Source organism: Methylobacterium sp. XJLW (assembly GCF_003254375.1).
GTDB classification, from domain to species: Bacteria; Pseudomonadota; Alphaproteobacteria; order Rhizobiales; family Beijerinckiaceae; genus Methylobacterium; species Methylobacterium fujisawaense.
In genome coordinates, this window is the sequence record NZ_CP016429.1 from 1,021,345 (window position 1) to 1,040,519 (window position 19,175).

Below are 19,175 nucleotides of genomic sequence, written 5' to 3' on the forward strand. Positions count from 1 at the left end.
CAGTCACCGAATGGGACTGGAAGGCCTGGCTCGCCGCCGTCCACGCCGGCTTCATCACCAAGGATACCGTGACGCCCCAAGGCGGTGACGCCATCGCGGAACTCGAACGGGCCGAAGTGAAGCCGACGCTCGGTCGGGTCGTCGTCCTCGACGAGGCTGGCGAGCGGAAGGAGTTCCTGGCCCAACTCGCCCGTCTGATCGCCACGCCGGTCAAGGGAGCCACCACCTGATGCGCGCCCTCCTCACCATCACCTGCGGCGGCCCTGGGCGGGTCGCCACCTCCGCCGGGGCCATCGTCCTGATCGCCGCGGTCGCCTCGAACCACGGTTGGGACCTGTTCCAGGCCGTCAGGGTCGGCTCCATCGCATGCAGCGCGTTCGTGACCCTTTTCGCCGTCCTGGCGATGGTCGGGGCCGCCACTGGCGTCTGCGATGAGACCCCCGCTCCCGCGCCGAAGGAGGAAGCATGACCTGGCAAAGCAAGGTTCCAGACGACGGCACGCTCCGCCGCGTGATCGAGGGAGCGTCGAGCTTCCGCGACGCCGCCGAACAGCTTCACCTGTCCATCACGTGCGTTCGGACCCATGCCGAACGGCTCGGCGTGCGGACGCAGTTCAGGTACGGCTTCGAGAAGCTGCCCTCCGACACGGCCCTGAAGGCGCTGCTCCGGGAGGCCCGAAAAGGCCGCGGGGCGGAGGCGTTGGCCCGCCGGCTCGGCGTCCGGACCGAATCCCTCAAGGAAGAGGCGGACCGCCTGGGCGTCGAGTGCCGGATGCAAGTCCGCGCCGGCTTACCCGACGACGAGACCCTGCGACGGGAGATGCTCACCTGCCAGAGCTTCGCAGAGTTGGCCGCGCGCTACCGGGTCAAGGACTACATGGTCCGCAATCAGGCGCGCCGCCTCGGCATTCCCTCACCGAGCCGCCGCGGGCAGCCGCGGGGTGGTCACGTCCGTGGCTGGGAGATGGAGGCGTCCCGTGGCTGAGCATCGCCCCGTTCTCCGCCTGCCTCCTAGGCTGCCCCCGGTCGCCCGAGGCGCCTGCGCCGTCGTCAAGGAAGTCGCCGCCGTCCTCCCGGAGCCGGTCGCCCCCGTCCCGGTCGAGGACGCCCCCCTCGCGGAGGTCCTCGCCACCGAGGCGGCCGCCCTGGCCGACATCGCCGATCCGTCCGTCCTCGCCGCGGCGCGCCGCGAGGATCGGGCGGCGTCGCTCGTGGCGGACCTCGACGCCGTCATCGCGAGGAACCCCCTCGAAGCGGGGCCGGTGCTGATCGAAGGGCGGGAGCCGAAGCACCACGAGCGCGCCGAAGCGCTCGGCAGGAGGGGCGCCCGATGCGGGGGCGCGGCCGCCCGGCTGCGAGCCTATCTCAGGGACGACTGGCACCCCCGCCACGCCGAGCTCGTCGCCCTCCACGGGCGGCTCACCGAGGCCGAAGTGCGCCTGTTCGCCGAATCGCGCGCGATTTCCGCCTAGGGGCCTGGTGCCATGCTTGTGCGGGGATAGACTGCTCTCATGCGGGATGGCGCTGCCGCCCGCGGAGCAAGGGAAACCGGCACATCATGTCCTCAAGCACCCCCATCACCGACCGGATCGCCGAACAGGTCGCCGCCATCCTAGAGGCCCGCGGGCAGGCCCTCGTCCAGGTCAATCGCCCCGCCCTCGACATCGCGGCGGTCAACCGCCACGTCGGACCGGATTACCGGGTCGAGGAGCGTCTGGGCTCCCTCCGCCTCATCCGGGTCGACATAGACCGCATGGTCGAGAAACTCGACGCGGCGATGACCCCCCGGATGATCTACATGCTGGCGGACATCCACGCGCGCGGCGTCCGGATGGGACAGTCCCGGGAATGGGACCGCCACCGGGACGCCGCCGTGGCCGCAGGGGAGCGCGGGCCCCGCGTCATGCCCCCGGGCTGGACCCCGCCGAAAAGCCGGACCCGGAAGGCCGTCGAGGCTGAGGCCCCGGCCGCCGGCCCGTCCCTGTGAGCCCCGAACTCCTCGCACGCGCCGGCCGGGCGCTCGCCGGCGACGACTGGCGGCGGCCGCTCGCCCGGGCGCTCGGGCCGCTCCATCCGGACGGCCCCCGCGAGGAGATCGACCAGCGCACCGTGTCCCGCTGGTCCCTCGGGCAGAGGGACATCCCGCCGTGGGTCCGCCCCGCTCTCGTGGGGCTCCTCTGGCAACGCGCCCAGGACCTCCACCACCAGGCCGACGAGGCCGCCGCGGCGGCGGACGCGCTGACCCTCTAACAGGAAGGGCCCCGGTCATCCCGGGGCCCTTTTCTCATTCCGCGTCGTCGGGGCGTTGCTCCTCGGGCGGCGTGGGCGTCGCCGCGAGGCGCTCGCGGATCTCGGCGAGGCCCACCGGCCTGAAGTCCCAGCAGTCGACGCCGACGTCGAGGCTGCGGCTCGTCCCCGGCAGCTTCCCGTGGGAGTGCCCGTAGAGGTGGAGCGCCCCGCGCCAGGAACCGCTCCATGTCCGGAGGCCGTAGTGGCAGAGCACCAGCCTGGTGCCGTCGACGTGGACCGTCCGGAGCATCTCCGGCGGGCTCGCCCAGCCGAGGTCTAGTTGGCGGGGCTTGTCGTGGTTGCCCACGATGAGGTGGGCGTTACCCCGCAGCCGGGCGAAGATCTCCTGGCACCGCTCGGCGCTGCTGTTCATGGCGAAGTCGCCGAGGTGGAACACATCGTCCCCGGGGCGGACCGTGCTGTTCCAGGCATAGACGAGGTCGTCGTCGTGACGGGCGATGTCGTCCCAGGGGCGGCCCTCCATCGCGAGGATGCCCCGGTGGCCGAAATGCGTGTCGGCCGTGAACCACACTCGGTGCGACGAGAAGGTCTGGCGGTTCTGGGTCTTCATGATGGGCAGCCTCCGTGGCGGGGGGCTGCGCGCGCGGCGTCACGCCCCCGGGTGGGTCTCTCGATGCTGGCGGGGGGTGGCTATTCGGCGTTTCACGGTGGCCTCTCGGGCGGGTCGAATCAGCAGGATCGCAGCTCGCGGAGCAGGGTCAACCGGGGCGGCGGGGCAACCCTGGACCGTGGTGAAGGAAGAGTGAAGGCGGGGCGGGAACGTCCCCCAGCATGCGTACCCGGTGGACGTTCCCGCCCGGTTGAACGCCGCCCGTTTGTTCCTATTTCGTTCTCATCGGAGGAGCGACATGGACAGCTATCAATGGATCGCCGAGGCGGCCGCGGAGGAGCGCGACGCCATCGCCCGGGCGCTCGCCGAGGACCTCATGGGGGCCTCGCGCGGTGGGAGGGGATTCGTGAGGGCCGAGCGCCCGGCGGACCTAGCCAGGGCGCTCGGCCGGGACCGGCGGGCTAAGCGGGGACGGCCTTCTTCCGCTTGGTCGGCGGCTTCCTAACGGGCCGCGGCCGCGGCGGCGGCAAGGGCACGCGGGCGACGGCCTCGCGCTCCCGCTCATAGGCGGCGAGGATCGCCTCGCACCACAGGGTCATCCCCTCGGCCTTGAGCTCCACGCGCTGGGCCCGGTCGTAGTGGAGGCGGGTGACCGCGGCGGTCCGCTCGCGCTCGTCTGACTTCCCGTCGACGTGGTCCAGGATGGCCGCCGCGGCCCCGCCCAGGCGACGCTCGCCGAGAAACGTGGCGAGCCCCCGACGGACGTCATGCGGGGTCCAGCGCCGGATGCCGTACAGGGCGAACAGGTCGGCCTTGCTTGGGTCGGGCTTGCCCTCGCGCAGGCCCTGCAGCCGGGCGAGCAGTTGATTGAGCGCCAGGTAGGAGATGTGCCCCTCGTTGCGACGGGACGGGAACATCCAGGGTGAAGGCTTCTCCCGGCCCCACGCGTCTTCCTGCCGGTAGCGTTCAATGATCGCCCAGGCATCCGGAGGAACAGGAAGGCCGTGCGGCAGCTTTGACTTCATCACCGTTCCCGGCCAGCCGACGGCGGTCCAGCCGGGCAAGCTGTTGCTGAATTGCGGGACGCACGAGCCGACTTCGGTGGTCACCAGGGCCCCGGTGCGCTGACCCGTCAAAACGACGGCCCACAAAGCCCCAAGCAGGCCGGCGCCGGTGGCGTGCTCGGTCTGGCCGAGGGAGCGGTGCCGCTCTGCGACCACCAGGGTCCTGGCGAGTTCGTCCACCGTCGGCACGTGGGTCCTTGTCCCGGAGGAGTAGTCGACGGTCAGCCGGTCCCACCAAGGGTACTCCATGCGAACGAGCCGGCACCGGAGGGGCTGTTCCTTCCAGCCCCACGCCATCGCGTCGCGGAACTGGCCGATGACGCGCTTGGCTGCCGAGCGCTTCGTGGTGCCGTCCTCAAGCAGCCGCTGCCGGACGCCGAGCATCATCTCCAGGTCCAGGGCGGCAACCGTCACCATCGACAGGCCGGCTAGCTCAGGGTGTCGGAGATAGCCCTCGTAGCTGGCGCGCCAGCGACCCGCCTTCAGCTTCGGAAGCTTCCAGGCGAGGAACGAGTCGATCAGGTCGCCGAGCACCCAGGGCCCGTCCCGGCGGCGCGCCTCAGCGGTCTGGGTCTCCGGCTCCTCTTCGGGCCACGCGGCGTCCAGCGCCTCCTCCTCGCTGCCGGTCCGGCGCAGGACCTCTTCGAACAGCTTGGTCTCAACCTTCGGCTGGTGGAGGCCCGGCACCGCTAGACGGATGCGCTCGGCCTGGTCCCGGGCCTGGGTGAGCGTGATCACCGCGGCGTCGCCGATGCGCACCGTGCCGGCCTTCGACTTCCGCAGCCAAGTGGCGCTGTTCCGTGTCACGCGCAGCACGAGGCCGGTGCACTCGGTGTCGACGAGGTCGAGGCCGCGCCCCGGGACCTCGCCCTTCCGGATCAGCGCGCGGGCCTTCGTCACGTGCCCGGCGGTGAGCGGCACGCGCTCCCGGGCGTACGAGCCCCTGCCACCATCTACGGCCATCGGTCCCTCCGGCTGGATACCACCCGGATACCACCCGACGCGAATCGCCTCCGCAACCCCTCGGTTAACTCTGAAGCGGCCGTTTCCTTTGTATATTGAGGCGGTTGGTTACCGAAACCCTGGGCGGACCGGATACCACTGGAGTTGACAATTCAGCCTTCCAAGCTGAATACCCGGGTTCGATTCCCGGTACCCGCTCCATCCTTTCCCTCGCGGCCGCAGCGACTTAGCCGCTGAGGGCAATACCAGCCACCCCCTCTGATACCAGCCTGATACCAGCCGCGAGCGGATTTTGGCCCTCGTTGCTGATGCCGGGCGCGCCTGAAGTTGGGGGCGCGGCATTCGATGGGGTCGTCCGACATCCTGTCGAATGGTAGGTGTTCGCGCATGGCCGACGTGACCGCCATCGAGTGGACCGACGCGACTTGGAACCCGGTGACGGGCTGCACCAAGATCAGCCCCGGCTGCGACAACTGCTATGCCGAGCGGTTTTCAGAACGGTTCCGTGGCGTGCCGGGTCACCCGTTCGAGACCGGGTTCGACCTGACCCTGCGCCCGGCGCGCTTGGAGCAGCCGCTGGCGTGGCGTGAGCCGCGAATGATCTTCGTGAACTCCATGTCGGACCTGTTCCACAAAGAGGTGCCCGAGGAATTCGTCGCTCGCGTTTTCGACACGATGGAGCGGGCGAATTGGCACACGTTCCAGGTCCTGACGAAGCGCTCCCCCCTCATGCGGGATTTCCTCCGTCGCCGGTACGGCGCGAGCCGAGGCCCAGCGCATATCTGGTGCGGAATGTCGGTCGAGGACGGGGCGAGAGCCTCGCGCATCCGCCACCTTCGCCAAGCTCCGGCCGGCATCCGGTTTCTCTCTATCGAGCCCCTGATCGGGCCCGTCGGTCGGCTCGACCTAGAAGGCATCGACTGGGTCATCGTCGGTGGCGAGAGTGGCCCCCGCGCCAGACCGATGGACCCGGAGTGGGTCCGGGAGGTCAGGGACCAATGCGTCGTGGCCGGTGTGGCCTTCTTCTTCAAGCAATGGGGTGGATTCCGTCCAAAATCCGGCGGCCGCAGCCTGGACGGACGGGAGTGGAGCGAGTTTCCTGCCACTCCACGTCGCTCTAAGGTTGCCGCCGGATGACGAAGAAGCCCAAGGAAGGTGTCGGCCCTTGGGCAAAGGAGAAGCTGGACGCACTGAGCGAGTACCTTGGGTTCTATACCAAAGTGCTCAAAAACCAGGGTTGGTGGTGCCGGGGCACCATCTTCGTCGACGCGTTCGCCGGCCCCGGCCGGGCCAAGGTTCGGACCAAGCCGAAGGCTGCGCCGGAGGTCAGTCTGTTCAACACCGAGCCGGCCGCGGACGCCGAGGCGGTCGAGTACCTCAAAGGCTCACCTCGCGTGGCGCTCGACATCGAGAACCCGTTTTCGCGCTACGTCTTCATCGAGCGCAACCCGGAGCGCGTCGCCGAGTTGCATGCGCTGGCGGACGAGTACGGCGGCACTCGTCGCATCGTCGTGAAGAAAGGCGACGCGGCCACCGAGCTTCAAGCCATCCTCGACAGCGGCATCAACTGGAAGCATCACCGGGCGGTCGTCTTCGTAGACCCGTTTGGGATGCACATCCCATGGTCGACGTTGGAAGCGCTGGCGCGAACCGGCGCCATCGAGGTGTTCGTAAACTTCCCGCTGGGCATGGCCATTCAGCGGTTCCTCGTGCGCAGCGGTGACATCCGAGAGAACTGGCAGGCGACGCTGGACAGCTTCTTCGGGAGCCCAGATTGGCGCATCCATGCCTACGAGGAGCGCGACGGTCTGTTCGGGGCCGAGACCCTCAAGCTCGCTGATTCCGGAATCCAGCTATTGGAGTGGTACCGTGGCCGGCTCAAGGAAGCGTTCGGGCATGTCTCGCCGGGGCGCCTCATCCGCAACACCCAGGGCGGTCACCTGTATTACCTTGTCTGGGCTGGGCCCAATAAGAAGGGCCTCGACGGCGCGCAGCACATCCTGAGCAAGGGTGACCGCGTAGCTCCCGCGCGGGGGCGCAAGCTGACGATCTCCGGTTAGGCTGTGGACCAAGATAGCGTGTTCGCAGCATCGAGGGCCCGGCGCCGGCGACGCGCTACACGGGCGTATCCGGCGTGGCCGACGTCTGCCTCGCGTACCGCCGGGAGCTTCTCATCGCGCGACCGACGACGCGGCCCTGCGCTCGGTACGAGGCTGCCCCCTATAGGTCGAGGTCGAGGTCCAGGAGCGCCTCGGCATCCTCCGGCAGCATCTCCTCCAACACCGGCTCGGAAGGCGCTGGCTTGGGCTTCTTCTTCCTCGGCACCGGGTCGTACGGATACCGCTCATCATACGCCGCGTACCACATCGCGCGCTCGGGCAGCCAACTGTCCGCCGAGATTAGGCCATGGGGGGAGACCCGGACTTTGGTGCCCTCGCAGCTAAGGAACCGCTGCGTGAAACGCATCTTGCCCTGACACCGCCAGTCGTCTCGCACGCTTTTCGGGGCCACGATCAGAGGTGTCTTGTCATAGCGCTCTCGAAACTCTGCATCGAACTTGTCGAAGATGATGCAGAACCCGAGCGTTTCGCGGGTGTCGGGGGCGCGGATTAACTTAGCCTTGAAAGGCTGCTTCAGAAGAATCTCTCTAGCGTCAGCCGTGATGTCGGCGCGCTGCCATAGATGATTGTAAACCAAGACCTCGGGCTCCCTCGTAATGAGGCGCTCGAAATACTTGAAGCGCGGCTTCAGTCCGAGCTTGGCGGCTTCCGGGTGGACAAACGAGAACCGTCGCCACGGCTTCGAAATCGTTGGCATCGTCACTCCTTGCCGCCGTCGCTGCGATGGTCGAAGCCTGGACGGCAAAGGTTACCTGAAACCGAAGCGTCGAAGATCGTTATCGTCCTCGGTGCATTGAAGCTTTCCATCATCCATAAAATGCAAGTGGTTTGTTTCACGAAGACCACTCCCACTCGAAGGGCCGCGGCTCATCTTTATAAGTTGTTACTTGATAACCAACGGATTCGGCGATCCGGTTTGCCAATGTCAAATCCGCATCCGGCAGGATGGCTCCATATCAGCTTGGGCGGTTCCCGAGCGTCATCTGTGGAGTTCGTGAGATGTCGGGTAGGCCGCTTGTCGGAGAGTACATCGCCAACAATATCGGCCCGGATGCTCTGGCAGTATACCGTCAGAACATTGAGGATGCCATTCGTGGAGACTGTGAAAGCCGTTTACACAACCATCTCGCGAACGTCAGCGCAGGTGTGAGCGATTGGTCCCTAGGAGACGACGGTCATCTCAGGGACGAGTGGGTGGTGAATCACCTTGACTCAATGCACCTTACCAGGGTGGACAGTTATTACTCCGACAAGTGGTACTGGAATACAGCACTTGAACTGGCATTCGAAAACAGAAGTGGCATCGACTATGCCGAAAAGGCTCGTCGTCTCTATGTAAAGGCGACAGGCATGAGCGATAGGGTCGCTTATACCGAGGAGGCGAAGGAGTTCTGCGGAAATTTATTCAAGGCGGCTTATAGCCATCACTTCGAAAAATTTGGGCTCATCTTCTCGGCGACACGTGCATCCATCCGTCTCTATGAGAAGGCGGGCATCGAGCCTCACGTCGCAGTCATCCCTGCCAAGCGTGGCGGAAGGCCGTCCACGTACGTCTCTGACAGGATGCGCGAGGCTTTCGCGACGTGGAACCCTCCTCACCGCTGAGCGCTCGTCCCCGCTTCGCGTAGGCCCGCTGCAGGTCGTCGTAGCTCCGGACGCCCTGGTTCCAAACGACGGCCTCCCGCATCCCGGCGGGGAACCTCGGCGCTGCGACGCGGACCATCCCGGCCGGCTGCCGGCTCACCCCTCGCATGGGGGTTCCTGCGCGGCACGGAGGCGAGCGGCGAAGCCGGGGTGGACCGTGATCCCACGGGAAGCCCAAACCTCCCTCGCTAGGGCGGCTGCGTTCCGCAGGTCCTCCCGGTGCCGAGCAATTTCGTCCGCCTCGCCCCGCTCCGCGCGAATCCGGGCCGCCCTCGCCAGGTCCCGGGCGGTCCAGCCGAAGGTGGTGAGCGGGCGGGTCATGTCGACACCGTCCCTTCGATGACGTCATCGACCCACTCGCACCGGCGGCAGGTGTTGAACTCCTCGTCTCCGACCTTGCACCAGCCGCTCGCTGGGGCCTTGACGTAGACCACGGTAAAGCCGTCCGGCGGGTATCCGTCCGAGCCGTTGTGGTCGACGACCCGGTGGATGTCGGTCCCGTCGCGGGTGACGAGATCTCCCACCTCGAAGAAGCGGTTGCCGTACGCATCGGTGAGGCGGCCCCCGGTGGTCGCCGCAGCGCCCCCGTCAAGCGCAACCGGGTACGCCAGACCGAGGGAGGCGAAGAAGGCTTTCTCCGCCCCGATCTGCAGCTTCTGGACCCGGCATGACGGAAGTGCACCCCGTCACCGGCAGCCGCGCCCTCTCCATGGGCACGTGGTCCGATTCTATGTGGAAACGCCGATTCGAGAAGACCGGTTCGACTTGACGGGGCGAGAGGCGTCCCCAATTGTTTACCGACCGCTAAGTAGCGGTGTCCTCCCGTCCGCGGGAGGGCGGACCTACCAAGCTCAGCGCCGTGGTCTCGGGCTCCTTTCCTCCCGCTTGCGGGAGGGCAAACCCCGCTCAAGCGCGTATCGAAGCGCAACGCTGTTACCACCTCCCGCTTGCGGGAGGGCAGACAAGACCCCGGCATCGTCCGGGGCCTTCTATGTTTCCGGGGGGCGCGTTATGGCGGGTGCATGCGCGTTGTCCTCCGCCCCGTCCCGGATCACCCTGACGCCGTCGGCCTCGTCGACGGGCAGCCCCTGACCGTCAGGGGCCGCGACGCCTTCGCCGGTGGACGCCCCATCGCGCAGGAGGAGATCGGCGAGGCGCTGGCCGCCGCCGTCGAAGAGGCCGCGAGCGCGTTGTGGGGGTCAGATTACCTGGGCAGCCTCTCGCGCGTCCTCGGCCTCAACAGGCGGAGCGTCGTCGGGGACCGCATCGCGAGGAACGGCCTGCCCAGCTGGGCACTCTCCATAATCGGTTACGGTGCAGGGCACCCGGGCCCGCGGGCGTTGGGCTACCTGCTCCTCGCCGCGGCCGAGGTCCTCGACACGACCGACGAGCAACCCCGCGCCAAGCTCGCCGTCCTTGCCCGTCAAGGGCTGGAGGATGCCCTGGCGCTTGTCGCGAGGGCCCGCGACATGAAGCGTTTGCCGTCCGGGACGCGCTAACCAAACCTTCACGAACCCCCAGTTAAAACTGGAGCCTACTTGTGCCCGATTTCCGATCGGGTGCGCGGTGAAGGATACCCGTGATGACCGACAGCGCCCCCGCGTTTGGCGTTCCCCCGACCGTTCGTGAACTGCTCTGCGGCGCCGCTCCCTACGGCGACAGTGTCCATAGAGACCTCCGCGCGTACCTCGGCTTCGTGTTCCCCAACCTGCTCGTCGACGACGTGCGCGCCCTCCACGCGAACGTGGGCGGGTCGTGGGCCATGGTCGAGTTCCTGCGCGGCCTGTGGACCGCGACGAACCGCATGTTCGACGACAAGCGCCCGGTCACCCGGGTCGAATGCCGGGCATTCCAGGCCAGTCTGCTGTGCGCCTGGACCGAGCTAGGCCGCCTCCTAGACGCCCGGCCCGCGCACGACATCGAACTCGATTGGAGCTACGGGCACGAGGACCCCCTCGATAACCTGCGCGACAGGTTGACCGTCCTGCTGGCGATGCTGGGTGACTTCAATGCTCAGCGGCTGCTGCGCGAGTTGCTGTGGCGATACGCACGCCACGCTAAGGCGAGCGAGGGGATGCTCGAACTCTATGGGGCGGCCTTCGGGTGTGGCCTTGAGGATGGCGCCGCCAGTTGCCGTACGTTCCCGGGGACGCGGCTCCTCGATGTCATCGGCCCATGGCGGGAGACGGGGGAAGCCTGCATCGAAGAGGCGGCCTTGCTAGCCCGAGGGCGCATTCGGGAGACCGTGCAGGAGGCCATCGCGGAACGGAAGGCTCAGCCATCCCTTCGCGAGATGATGGCTACGGCTCGCGCCGTGAAGGACGCCCCGGAGCCCGAGCTTGCGGCGCCCCCCGAGGTGCCCGAGGGCCCCGGCCTCGTCATCCTCGCGTCCGTCGCCCACCTGCCGGGCGCCGCCCGGGATGGAGACGTGAAGGTCACCGCCAACGTCGCGTCGACCCCCCGCGGCGAGTTTGCACCGTTCGCAGGCAAGCGCTGGCCGCTCGTCAGCGTGGGCGACCTCTCGGCCGCAAGGGAGATCCTCGTGAGCGAGTTCCCCTACGCCGAGGGCATCATCGACGCGGTCCTGCGCGATCTCGTCGGGCGGCCGCATGTGTACCTGCGCCCGCTACTCCTCGTCGGCGCGCCCGGCAGCGGCAAGACGAGGCTGGCCCGCCGGCTAGCGGAGGTCCTCGGCCTCGGCCTTCAGGTCTACTCGTGCAGTGGCGTGTCAGATTCGACGTTCTTGTCCACGAGCAGGCAGTGGTCGACCGGGCGCGCCTCCGTACCGCTCCAGCTTCTTAAGCGCCTTGGCCTGGCCAGCGCCTGCATCGTCCTCGACGAGCTCGACAAGGCCGGGACGGGCACCACCAACGGAAGCCTTTTGGACGGCATCCTTCCGCTGCTGACGGACGACTCGAAGCGCTTCTTCGATACATACGTCGAGGCGCAGGTCGACCTGAGCGGCGTGTCGTACATCGCCACCGCCAACGGCATCGTCGCGCTGCGGCGGTCGCACCCGGCTTTGTGCGACCGGTTCCGCATTTACGCGATGCCCGCTCCGCGGCGTGAGGACCTGCCGGTGCTGCTCAAGGGCATCGTGGCGGAGATTCGCGCCGAGCGTGGCCTGGACGAGCGCTGGATGCCCGACCTCGACGGGGAGGAAGCCGGCCTGATCGAGGAGCACTTCCAGAGAGGTGGGTCGGTCCGCCTCGTGCGTCGCCTCGTCGAGGCCGTCGTCGCCGGGCGTGAAGCCCTGGCGACCCGGATGTGAGGGGGTGGCCATGCGCGATACCCCTCAAATCGTCCTCGGCCGCATCCGCATGATCTTGGCCTCGCGCCGGGCGTGCGGCCTCGCCGCCGCCGCGATGGGCCTCCGCGTCCAGCGCGTCATCGACCTCGCGGCGCTCGGTTGCCTCTCCCCGGAACAGGCGCTGCACCTCTCGCTAGAGGCCGAGGCCATGGCGGTGTGCATGTCGCCGCTGCCGTCCGTCCCGTGCCCGACGTCCACTGGCATTTGAGGCGGCGGGCGTAGTCGATCCGGGAGCGCAAACGTGTCGTCGGGTACCTGCCCGACCTCGCGCTCCGGGACGTGCAGTTCGTCGTCAGCGCCGCCGGCGTTGCCCGCGTTAGGCGGCGCTCGCAGCGCGAGGTCGTGGCTCATGCCCGGGGCATCCTGGCCGAATACGGGCCCGTCCCAGCCGGCGCGGTCAGGGTCCGGTTCAACCCCTACGTGGCCCCCCGATTTCCTCCTCGACGACGGCAGCCCGATCAGCGCGGCCGCCGTCGCCCTGTTCCTCCCGGACGGCTCGTGCTGGGCCGTCCCTCATCCTCCGGAGTTTCCCCCGTGCGTAACCTCGCCGCCATCGCCCTGCTCGTCGCATCCGTCCCGGCCGGCGCCGGGGAGCTCTGGCCGCAGCCGGACAGCGGCTGGCGATTCGCCCTGACCGTTCCGGCGGGCCCCGGCCGCGAGCGCTACGGCTACGTCGACGCCGACCCGGCGCCACCCGGCGGCTGGCGCGTGACTGTCACCTGCGGGCTGCAGGATGCCCTCACCGGTCGGGTGCTCTCCCGCGTCGTCGGGCGGGGCACATCCAACAGGGGCCCCTCCCCGGGCTTCGGGGGGCAGTGGTCGTGGCCAGGCGGTGGCGGCGGCAGCTTCGTCGTCACGCAGTCCATGAAGCGGCCCGAGGCGCTGCGCCTGCCCAGCGAATTTACGGCATCCGAATGCCCGCGCAGGGGGATGGGCGACCTAAGCACGGGAGATTGAAAGTAGGCCTATGTAGCGGCTTCTATGGCCTTCAGGTCCACCTGGAAGTCGTAATGGCCGCCTTCGATTTTCAATCTGGCTTTCTCGAAATACTTTTCGGGTGGTGTCACGGATGCGCTCCGAACGACGTCCATCCTGTCCATTAGCTCGGCCAAGGCAGCCTCGGCCTCTTCAGCAGTCCCCAACCCGGTGATGTTGGCTACCCGGCGAAAGCGGTCTTGAAGTGCTTTGAATTCCGCTGCCAGCCGGGCGATCTCGTTGACGCTCGTCTGGATGTTGAGACCGTCTGAGAGGGCCGGAAACAAGCTAGCCCCGAGCGAGAGTGTGGCGACCACCCAGGCCGGCACGACATCCTGAAGTACAGTGAAGCTCGCGAGCGCGCCAAGAACGATGGGTGCGGCGATAAAGAACTGTCGCTGCCTGCGAACCTGTCGGAGCCAGATGTAGAGTGAGGTTGACGTCCACAGGCACGATTCGGACTGACGCATCGCCTCCTTCGCGACTTCGACCCGCCGTTGGACCGTCACAGCACGTAGATCGGTATGCGTGTTCCGAATATCGTCTGCCATTCCTGCCCCGCCGTGACGTCGTAATCGAGCCGCTCCCACTCGCATGCTGTCTCAGCAGCAGCCAGCGCAGTCCTCGCTCTGGAGAGCCATTCGTCACCCAGCCAAACCCATTCCCCGGTACCCGGAATCAACAGGCCCGTTCCTGCCTTCGAAACGAGCGCCTTGAGGAAATCACGCACGAACCAGTCGTAGTAGTAGTGGTCCTGTTGCGCGTACTTATAGGTACTCATGAACTCCGCAACCAGGAGCTCGATGACATATGACTTAAGCGGGACATTTTTCTCACGCTTCCACGTCTTGATCATCTTCGTTAGGATGCGAGTGTTGCCATTCGTCCGGGTATCGATGTCCTCGATCATGGCAATCTGCGCAGCCGGATCGACGGTCTTCCATCGTCCCCCGTCATTGGTGTCAGGCATGAGGTACTGCCCGCCGGGAAGGTCGAAGACAGGGACGACTTCGACAGTGATGGTATTGAATTGGACCATCACCACCTGCCCGTCACCTCGCATGTCTGTCTGCGGGTAGGTATTCAAGAGGAAGGCCTTCACCTCTTGGAGTAGCTGCGACTGGCGGTTTCCGGTCCGAGCCTCGAAGCGTTGGAGGACCGCCGAGGCGAACTGAACCATAATGTCGATGTCAGCGCTTGAGCGGACCTGGGTCCCCTTGCCCCAGGAGCCAACGATGAGCAGCGGCGGCCGGTCCGCAACGCGACCGTTGTAGGCGCGCTCCAGGGCCTGGGTCACGCGGACCGCTTTGCCGATGCCGTTGTCGAGCTGCTCGCGCGTGAGGTTCAGGTCCTCGTTGAAGGCCCGAAATCTCTGCCGTACTGCCACCCACATGTTGTCACCCCTGCGCACAGCATGGGGGAGCGGTGGTCCGGTGGGAAGGCCGGCTGATCCGTCCGCCGGGCGTCATCCCCAGCGGGTACCCCAACAGAAAGGGCCGGCCCTGAGGTGGGAGCCGGCCCTTCAATGTAGCGAGGTGGTGTTCGCTACGGATTAGGTGTGCTGGGTCAGAGACCCGGCAGGAGAGCTTGCGACAGCGGCCCCGGCGGGCGGGCGCCGAGCTCGCGGGCGCAGAATGCCACGCCCTTTCCGGTCAGCTTCGTCGTGGGGCGCGGCGCCCCACCGAACTCACGCCAGACCACCCTGAACAGCTTATGCAGCTGGATCGTTCGACCCCGTGACTCTTGGGTAGACGTTCGGCCAGAAGAGATGGGCGGTCCTGGCGCTGCAGCGTGACAGTCATCCCCACAGGGCGTGACAGAAGTTTCCCCTCTGTAGTGCGGGCCCCGGATGCGGACGGCATCGTAACTGAGCTCGACGGAAGAAATGACCGGTCCTGGGACTAGCGAGGTCGGGACGGTGCAAGCCCGGACACCGGGGGAAGGTATCAAGCCCTGACCCGGACACGCCCCGATGGAAGCATACAGGCGTGACAAAAAAAGATGGGTCGAGGGCCCATATTTCCTCTGACGGGCCTGGATCTATGCCGACGGAGACGTAACAATACTCGACAGAAAAATCGCTTCGGGTCGAGCCCTTGTCCGCCAACCCCGCCCTTTTCGAGCACATCAGCAGCGCCGCGCGGCGCTTCACGGTCCAGCGCGTGCGCGAGACCGGCGCCCCGCTCGACGCCGCCGAGATCGAGGCCTACCTCGCGGCCGCGGCGGAGGCCTACGTCGCGAGCGGCTCCACGGGCGTCGACGAGGACATGCTGGCGGACGTCCTGCCCCGCGTCGCCCGGTACTGCATGGGCATGACCGTCAGCCCCGGGGCGCGGACCGCGTCTAACGAGGGGCTGTTCCGAGCGGTCGAGCCCGAGGTGCGGGCTTGGACGGTCGCGCACCGCCGGGCCACGCGCGCCCCGGTCGACGCCGCCGCGCTGCGGGCAGCGGTCGTGGAACTCGTCTCGGCATACCGGTCGGTCCCGGGACAGGCCCATGACGACGACGGACACGCCGGCCTGATCGAGCGCTGGGTCGCCTGGTACGGCCGCATGAAGGCGGTCAGTCAGGAGGGCACGCAGAAGCCCGGGGCGACCCACCGCGGCCGGCAGGAGGCCGACTTCGAGGTCCACATGATCGTCGAGTGGGAGCAGCGGGTCGCGGAGCATGAAGGTCGCGCCCCGCGGCGCTTGTCCATCGACGCCATCACCGAGGCCCTACGCGGCCTTGGCATAAAGCGCTCCGCCATCCGCGGGGCGTACCAGCGGATGCACGGCCGCCCGGAGCGGCAGGCCCGCATCGACGCCCTGTCCGGCACCGCGCGCGACCTCGTGGAGGTCCTGGAGACCTCGGGCATCCCGCAGAACCGCCTGACGGTCGTGCGCACGGACGCCCTGGCGGAGAAGCTCTGGCCGGCCACCTCGAACGCCGCAACCCGGCGGAAGCACCGCCAGCGCATCAGGGAGGCCGCCGTCGAGATCACCGCGGCGCCCATCGACCTGCACGTCGTCGTCCTCGGCGAGCACACGCTCGTGGGCCGCGGCCGCCGTCTCCCCGACGGGCTCGACGCGTTCGCCGCCGAGCTCGTCCGGACCGGTAAGGTGCGTCCGATTCCCGGCGGCCTGCTCGCCCGCCGGCAGGGGGACTGGGGCACGCCGGAGGGCCAGGACGCGCAAGCCCTGTGCCGGCTCGCCGCCTCCCACGCCGGCGACGAGGACCTCGCCCGCGTCCTGACCCGCGCCGGCCTGCCCGAGGCCGTCGACGACTTCCTCGCCGTCTCGGCGGCCATGGGCGAGCTCTGCCACCGGGACACGGAGGCGTGGGCGGAGAAGGTCGAGGACCGAATCTGTGGGGCGTTTGCGGGCGTCATCTCGGCGCCATCCAGGGAGGCCGCCGCCGCCGTCGAGACCGTCCGCGGCGTGGTGAATACGGCGCGCCAGGACGGCCTCGGCGCGGCTTGGCAGGCCTTCGCGACCTCCGGTGCCTACGCGGCCCGCCTCGACCGTGCGGAATCGGCGCCGGGTCGCGAGCGCGTTCGCCGCATCGGCGCCGCCCTCGCTACCGCCCCGACGCCCGAGGCTTGGGAGGCGGCCATGCTAGTCCACATCGCCTCCAAGCGTCCCGGGCGCCGCCCCACTACCGCCACTCTGCCGCCGGAGCGACGCCGCCCCGACCGCGCCGCCGTTTCCGCCACGAGCTACAAGATGAATCTCGCCACCAAGACCACGAGCCACCCGCCGAAACCGACGTTCGTCCCGCGCCATACCGAGCGCACCGAGCTACCGGCCTGGCTGGCGACGGAAGTGTCCAAGAACTGGAAGATCAACGTCATCCAGGTGGCCGCCAACGATATGCTGCTCGCGTTCCTCGGCCTGTCGCGCGAGGACGTCAGGGGCATGGAGCAGCGCCCCATGGTGCCCGGCGCTGGCACGGTCGAGGACGTCATGGAGGGCCTGCGCCGCGTTCTCAGGGCCTGGGGCGGGATGGTCGCTCAGGCCGACACCGAGCTCGATGGTGCCCTCCGCGGTTCGCTCGTATGGGCTGGTCAGGCCCTCCGGGCGCACGGGGCCGATGCCCTCGTCATCGCCGCCTGCGTTCCCCACACCATCGCCCGCGGGCTCCGTTCGTACGAGGGGACGGTGTCGCTCCGTGCGGATCTAGCGAACGACATCGAGCGCCTCACCTGGGAGCTCGCGCAGGCCGGCACCGGGACCAGCGTCGCGGCCTAACCCTAACGCGGGGGTTGTCCGTTGCAGGGGGCGACGGCCCGCTAGCGGGGCCATGCCGCCCGCCCTCGCCATAGCCAGCATCGACGCCCTCCCGGCCGCCATCGCGTCATGGCGCCCGACGCTCGTCGTCTCCATCCACTTCCCATCGCGCCCCATGACACGCCCATGGGCCGGCCCATGGCTGCCCATCGTCTGCCATGACAGCGAGGGCATGGGCCCCATGGGGAAGCCCATGGCCCCAAGGTGTCCCGGGTAGGCATGACGCACGCCGCCATGGGGCATGCCCGGCCCATCGCCCTTCCCCATGCCCACCCATGTGTCCACCTTGGTGAAGCCTATGGAATGGCCCATGGGAGCGCCATGGGAGGCCATGGGTGTTGCCCATGAGCTCCTGTGGGGCGCCCCGCGCAGCGACCTCCTCCTCGACGCCGAGGTCGCGCAGGACTTCCATCGTCCGCTGGTTGCTGATGTGCGCGCGGGGCGTGTCGGCGAGCCACCGGTACTTAGTGACCAGGATGTTGCGGATGCCAGAGGTCGACAGGGCGAGGGCCGCGGCCGAGCCGGCTGGGCCGGAGCCCATGATAAGCACGTCTGTCTCGATCATAGCGTTCCTCTCCAGGTTTCTCGGTTTCTGTTTTCCAGCCGGGGACCGCGGGGTCAGGCGGCCGGCCGCTGAGGCTTCAAGCCGAAATCGTAGGCGAGCCGGTTGTAGGTGCGCCCCATGCGCCGACCGTCGGGAGCCTCCCCCGCCGGGCAGGGGACGAACGGGACGACGAGGGAGTTCTTGACGCCGAAGACGGCATCGGAATCGAGCCAGGGGCTCCCGTCGGCGAAGACGTGGGTGATGAGCGTCTCTTGCCCTGGGGCCGCGATCATGAAGTGGACGTGCGCCGGCCGGTTCGGGTGCCGGGCGGTGGCCTTCAGCATCTCGCCGACGGGGCCGTCTTCCGGGATCGGGTACGGCGTCGGCGTGATCGACCAGAAGTGGAAGCGGCCCTCAGCGTCCGTCTTGAATTGGGCCCGTCCCGCGAGGCCGCCGAGCGCGTCGAGTTGCTGGATGTCGTAATGCCCGTCCTCGTCCGCGTGCCAGACATCGACCGTGGCACCCGCGAGCGGCGCGCCGTCGGCGGATCGGACCCAACCGCTCACGAACAGGGGCTCGCCGTCCAGGCCGCCGGAAATGTCCGCGCCGAGCTCGGATATCGGGGCCTCCTCCACGTAGAACGGGCCAAGCACTGTCGTCTCGGTCGCGCCCTCGGGCATCCGGTGGTTGATGGCGTCGACGAGTATCGACACGCCGAGCGTGGCGGAGAGCAGGATGAATTCCTGCCGGGTGTCGTGGCAGGGGTGGCCGGTGCGCGTGAGAACGTCGACCCCGGAGCGCCACTCGTCGAAGCTCAGGTCGACATCGCGGATGAAGTCGTGCACGTGCCAGACGAGGCTCGTCATCACGGCCTTCAGCCTCGGATCGGGGGTGTCACCGAAGCGGTCGACCACCGCCTGCGTGATGTTGAACTCGTCGAAATCGCGCATGTCAGGCTTCTCTTGTCTGCGATCCGCCTTCCGGGGCGACGAGGCGGCGTCGGATCAAGGCTTCTTCCGGCTCGGTTCAGGCGGCCGCGTCGGGCCGGCTTCCGCGGAATGCATCGTCCAAAAGCGAGCGGACGGCATCGCGCTGGATAGGCATCGGATTCCGGTAAGGGTTCGACGCGGCGAGGTCGGCGGCGCGGTCGCGTCCTTCCTCCGGCATTCTCAGCTCCCGGAGCGAGGTCGGGGCGCCAAGTTGCCGGGCAAGGTCGAACAGGCCGGTGGCGGCGTCCGCCGCCCCAAGCGCACGCGCAACCCGACCCAGGGCCGGCGCCGCGTGACGGCCGTTGTAGGCCGTGGCGTGCGGCAGCACGACCGTATGGGTCTCGGCGTGGGGCAGATTGAAGGTACCGCCGAGCGTGTGACAGAGCTTGTGTTGCAGCGCCATCCCGACGCTGCCGAGGCACACACAGGCCGGTCGATG

Annotated in this window: 22 protein-coding genes and 2 pseudogenes; 15 read left to right on the plus strand and 9 right to left on the minus strand. The window is 68.0% G+C overall.

Annotated features, from left to right (window positions below):
• Positions 1–68 precede the first annotated feature (68 nt).
• From A3862_RS31390 to A3862_RS04760, 6 genes are all read left to right on the plus strand, one after another.
• A complete protein-coding gene (locus tag A3862_RS31390) occupies positions 69–230 on the plus strand; it encodes a hypothetical protein (RefSeq protein ID WP_164706340.1) in 162 nt (53 codons plus the stop codon).
• Positions 230–469 carry a hypothetical protein gene (locus tag A3862_RS04740; RefSeq protein ID WP_111473322.1) on the plus strand — a complete coding sequence of 80 codons (240 nt, stop codon included), beginning with the start codon at positions 230–232 and terminating at the stop codon, positions 467–469. The genes A3862_RS31390 and A3862_RS04740 overlap by 1 nt, the downstream gene beginning before the upstream one ends.
• Positions 466–984 (plus strand): hypothetical protein, encoded by a 519-nt coding sequence (locus A3862_RS04745; protein ID WP_111473323.1) that lies wholly within the window; start codon positions 466–468, stop codon positions 982–984. The genes A3862_RS04740 and A3862_RS04745 overlap by 4 nt, the downstream gene beginning before the upstream one ends.
• Complete coding sequence (locus A3862_RS04750) at positions 977–1,471, plus strand: hypothetical protein (RefSeq protein WP_111473324.1); 495 nt, start codon at positions 977–979, stop codon at positions 1,469–1,471. Before A3862_RS04745 ends, A3862_RS04750 begins: the two co-directional genes overlap by 8 nt.
• A gap of 86 nt (positions 1,472–1,557) precedes the next feature.
• Positions 1,558–1,986 (plus strand): hypothetical protein, encoded by a 429-nt coding sequence (locus A3862_RS04755; protein ID WP_111473325.1) that lies wholly within the window; start codon positions 1,558–1,560, stop codon positions 1,984–1,986.
• On the plus strand, positions 1,983–2,249 hold the full coding sequence (locus tag A3862_RS04760; RefSeq protein ID WP_111473326.1) for a hypothetical protein: 267 nt from the start codon (positions 1,983–1,985) through the stop codon (positions 2,247–2,249). Before A3862_RS04755 ends, A3862_RS04760 begins: the two co-directional genes overlap by 4 nt.
• Before the next feature lie 34 nt (positions 2,250–2,283).
• On the opposite strand, the gene A3862_RS04765 is transcribed toward A3862_RS04760, so the two are convergent.
• Together A3862_RS04765 and A3862_RS04775 are read right to left on the minus strand one after the other, a co-directional pair.
• Positions 2,284–2,859, minus strand: a complete 576-nt coding sequence (locus tag A3862_RS04765) for a metallophosphoesterase (protein ID WP_111473327.1) — start codon at positions 2,857–2,859, stop codon at positions 2,284–2,286.
• A gap of 461 nt (positions 2,860–3,320) precedes the next feature.
• A complete protein-coding gene (locus A3862_RS04775; protein ID WP_111473329.1) occupies positions 3,321–4,886 on the minus strand; it encodes an integrase arm-type DNA-binding domain-containing protein in 1,566 nt (521 codons plus the stop codon).
• Positions 4,887–5,273: 387 nt separating this feature from the next.
• Here A3862_RS04775 and A3862_RS04780 point away from each other — a divergent pair, with 387 nt between their 5' ends.
• Both A3862_RS04780 and A3862_RS04785 read left to right on the plus strand, forming a co-directional pair.
• Complete coding sequence (locus A3862_RS04780; protein ID WP_111473330.1) at positions 5,274–6,023, plus strand: DUF5131 family protein; 750 nt, start codon at positions 5,274–5,276, stop codon at positions 6,021–6,023.
• Entirely contained in the window at positions 6,020–6,946 is a 927-nt protein-coding gene (locus A3862_RS04785; protein ID WP_111473331.1) for a three-Cys-motif partner protein TcmP, read from the plus strand. The genes A3862_RS04780 and A3862_RS04785 overlap by 4 nt, the downstream gene beginning before the upstream one ends.
• A gap of 160 nt (positions 6,947–7,106) precedes the next feature.
• Here A3862_RS04785 and A3862_RS04790 read toward each other — a convergent pair whose 3' ends face one another.
• The gene (locus A3862_RS04790; RefSeq protein WP_111473332.1) at positions 7,107–7,703 is read right to left on the minus strand and encodes a hypothetical protein; all 597 of its coding nucleotides are present in this window, start codon (positions 7,701–7,703) and stop codon (positions 7,107–7,109) included.
• Positions 7,704–8,005: 302 nt separating this feature from the next.
• Between A3862_RS04790 and A3862_RS31010 the strand changes: the two genes are divergently transcribed.
• Positions 8,006–8,611 (plus strand): hypothetical protein, encoded by a 606-nt coding sequence (locus A3862_RS31010; protein ID WP_124262933.1) that lies wholly within the window; start codon positions 8,006–8,008, stop codon positions 8,609–8,611.
• Positions 8,612–8,967: 356 nt separating this feature from the next.
• On the opposite strand, the gene A3862_RS04800 is transcribed toward A3862_RS31010, so the two are convergent.
• Entirely contained in the window at positions 8,968–9,174 is a 207-nt protein-coding gene (locus A3862_RS04800; RefSeq protein WP_111473334.1) for a hypothetical protein, read from the minus strand.
• 498 nt (positions 9,175–9,672) lie between these two features.
• Between A3862_RS04800 and A3862_RS04805 the strand changes: the two genes are divergently transcribed.
• The 5 genes and pseudogenes from A3862_RS04805 to A3862_RS04820 all read left to right on the plus strand — a co-directional run bounded on the left by A3862_RS04805 (position 9,673) and on the right by A3862_RS04820 (position 12,917).
• A complete protein-coding gene (locus tag A3862_RS04805) occupies positions 9,673–10,149 on the plus strand; it encodes a hypothetical protein (RefSeq protein WP_111473335.1) in 477 nt (158 codons plus the stop codon).
• A gap of 83 nt (positions 10,150–10,232) precedes the next feature.
• Complete coding sequence (locus A3862_RS04810) at positions 10,233–11,921, plus strand: AAA family ATPase (protein WP_111473336.1); 1,689 nt, start codon at positions 10,233–10,235, stop codon at positions 11,919–11,921.
• 10 nt (positions 11,922–11,931) lie between these two features.
• On the plus strand, positions 11,932–12,168 hold the full coding sequence (locus A3862_RS04815; protein ID WP_111474301.1) for a hypothetical protein: 237 nt from the start codon (positions 11,932–11,934) through the stop codon (positions 12,166–12,168).
• Positions 12,169–12,239: 71 nt separating this feature from the next.
• Positions 12,240–12,338, plus strand: a pseudogene (locus A3862_RS32570) (hypothetical protein); the annotation flags it as partial.
• Between the two features lie 156 nt (positions 12,339–12,494).
• Positions 12,495–12,917 carry a hypothetical protein gene (locus A3862_RS04820; protein ID WP_111473337.1) on the plus strand — a complete coding sequence of 141 codons (423 nt, stop codon included), beginning with the start codon at positions 12,495–12,497 and terminating at the stop codon, positions 12,915–12,917.
• Positions 12,918–12,925: 8 nt separating this feature from the next.
• On the opposite strand, the gene A3862_RS04825 is transcribed toward A3862_RS04820, so the two are convergent.
• Both A3862_RS04825 and A3862_RS04830 read right to left on the minus strand, forming a co-directional pair.
• On the minus strand, positions 12,926–13,486 hold the full coding sequence (locus tag A3862_RS04825) for a hypothetical protein (protein ID WP_124262934.1): 561 nt from the start codon (positions 13,484–13,486) through the stop codon (positions 12,926–12,928).
• Positions 13,441–14,328, minus strand: coding sequence for an SMODS domain-containing nucleotidyltransferase (locus A3862_RS04830; protein ID WP_111473339.1), 888 nt, complete (start codon positions 14,326–14,328; stop codon positions 13,441–13,443). The genes A3862_RS04825 and A3862_RS04830 overlap by 46 nt, the downstream gene beginning before the upstream one ends.
• A gap of 703 nt (positions 14,329–15,031) precedes the next feature.
• Here A3862_RS04830 and A3862_RS04835 point away from each other — a divergent pair.
• On the plus strand, positions 15,032–17,164 hold the full coding sequence (locus A3862_RS04835) for a hypothetical protein (RefSeq protein ID WP_111473340.1): 2,133 nt from the start codon (positions 15,032–15,034) through the stop codon (positions 17,162–17,164).
• Between the two features lie 379 nt (positions 17,165–17,543).
• Here the strand turns inward: A3862_RS04835 and A3862_RS32575 are convergent.
• From A3862_RS32575 to A3862_RS04850, 3 genes and pseudogenes are all read right to left on the minus strand, one after another.
• Positions 17,544–17,768 (minus strand): annotated as a pseudogene (locus A3862_RS32575) (FAD-dependent monooxygenase); the annotation flags it as partial.
• Positions 17,769–17,821: 53 nt separating this feature from the next.
• Positions 17,822–18,697 (minus strand): intradiol ring-cleavage dioxygenase, encoded by an 876-nt coding sequence (locus A3862_RS04845; RefSeq protein WP_111473342.1) that lies wholly within the window; start codon positions 18,695–18,697, stop codon positions 17,822–17,824.
• Positions 18,698–18,773: 76 nt separating this feature from the next.
• Positions 18,774–19,139: an iron-containing alcohol dehydrogenase gene (locus A3862_RS04850; RefSeq protein ID WP_111474302.1), complete on the minus strand. Its 366-nt coding sequence runs from the start codon at positions 19,137–19,139 to the stop codon at positions 18,774–18,776.
• Positions 19,140–19,175: the final 36 nt, after the last annotated feature.

Excerpts from the sequence above, each read along its gene's own strand:
- A3862_RS04805 (WP_111473335.1), top strand. The coding sequence starts at position 9,673 with ATGCGCGTTGTCCTCCGCCCCGTCCCGGATCACCCTGACGCCGTCGGC.
- A3862_RS04765 (WP_111473327.1), bottom strand. The coding sequence starts at position 2,859 with ATGAAGACCCAGAACCGCCAGACCTTCTCGTCGCACCGAGTGTGGTTC.
- A3862_RS04815 (WP_111474301.1), top strand. The coding sequence starts at position 11,932 with ATGCGCGATACCCCTCAAATCGTCCTCGGCCGCATCCGCATGATCTTG.
- A3862_RS04755 (WP_111473325.1), top strand. The coding sequence starts at position 1,558 with ATGTCCTCAAGCACCCCCATCACCGACCGGATCGCCGAACAGGTCGCC.
- A3862_RS04740 (WP_111473322.1), top strand. The coding sequence starts at position 230 with ATGCGCGCCCTCCTCACCATCACCTGCGGCGGCCCTGGGCGGGTCGCC.
- A3862_RS04790 (WP_111473332.1), bottom strand. The coding sequence starts at position 7,703 with ATGCCAACGATTTCGAAGCCGTGGCGACGGTTCTCGTTTGTCCACCCG.
- A3862_RS04830 (WP_111473339.1), bottom strand. The coding sequence starts at position 14,328 with ATGTGGGTGGCAGTACGGCAGAGATTTCGGGCCTTCAACGAGGACCTG.
- A3862_RS04775 (WP_111473329.1), bottom strand. The coding sequence starts at position 4,886 with ATGGCCGTAGATGGTGGCAGGGGCTCGTACGCCCGGGAGCGCGTGCCG.
- A3862_RS04845 (WP_111473342.1), bottom strand. The coding sequence starts at position 18,697 with ATGCGCGATTTCGACGAGTTCAACATCACGCAGGCGGTGGTCGACCGC.
- A3862_RS04780 (WP_111473330.1), top strand. The coding sequence starts at position 5,274 with ATGGCCGACGTGACCGCCATCGAGTGGACCGACGCGACTTGGAACCCG.
- A3862_RS04785 (WP_111473331.1), top strand. The coding sequence starts at position 6,020 with ATGACGAAGAAGCCCAAGGAAGGTGTCGGCCCTTGGGCAAAGGAGAAG.
- A3862_RS04745 (WP_111473323.1), top strand. The coding sequence starts at position 466 with ATGACCTGGCAAAGCAAGGTTCCAGACGACGGCACGCTCCGCCGCGTG.
- A3862_RS31010 (WP_124262933.1), top strand. The coding sequence starts at position 8,006 with ATGTCGGGTAGGCCGCTTGTCGGAGAGTACATCGCCAACAATATCGGC.
- A3862_RS04810 (WP_111473336.1), top strand. The coding sequence starts at position 10,233 with ATGACCGACAGCGCCCCCGCGTTTGGCGTTCCCCCGACCGTTCGTGAA.
- A3862_RS04825 (WP_124262934.1), bottom strand. The coding sequence starts at position 13,486 with ATGGCAGACGATATTCGGAACACGCATACCGATCTACGTGCTGTGACG.
- A3862_RS04850 (WP_111474302.1), bottom strand. The coding sequence starts at position 19,139 with ATGGCGCTGCAACACAAGCTCTGTCACACGCTCGGCGGTACCTTCAAT.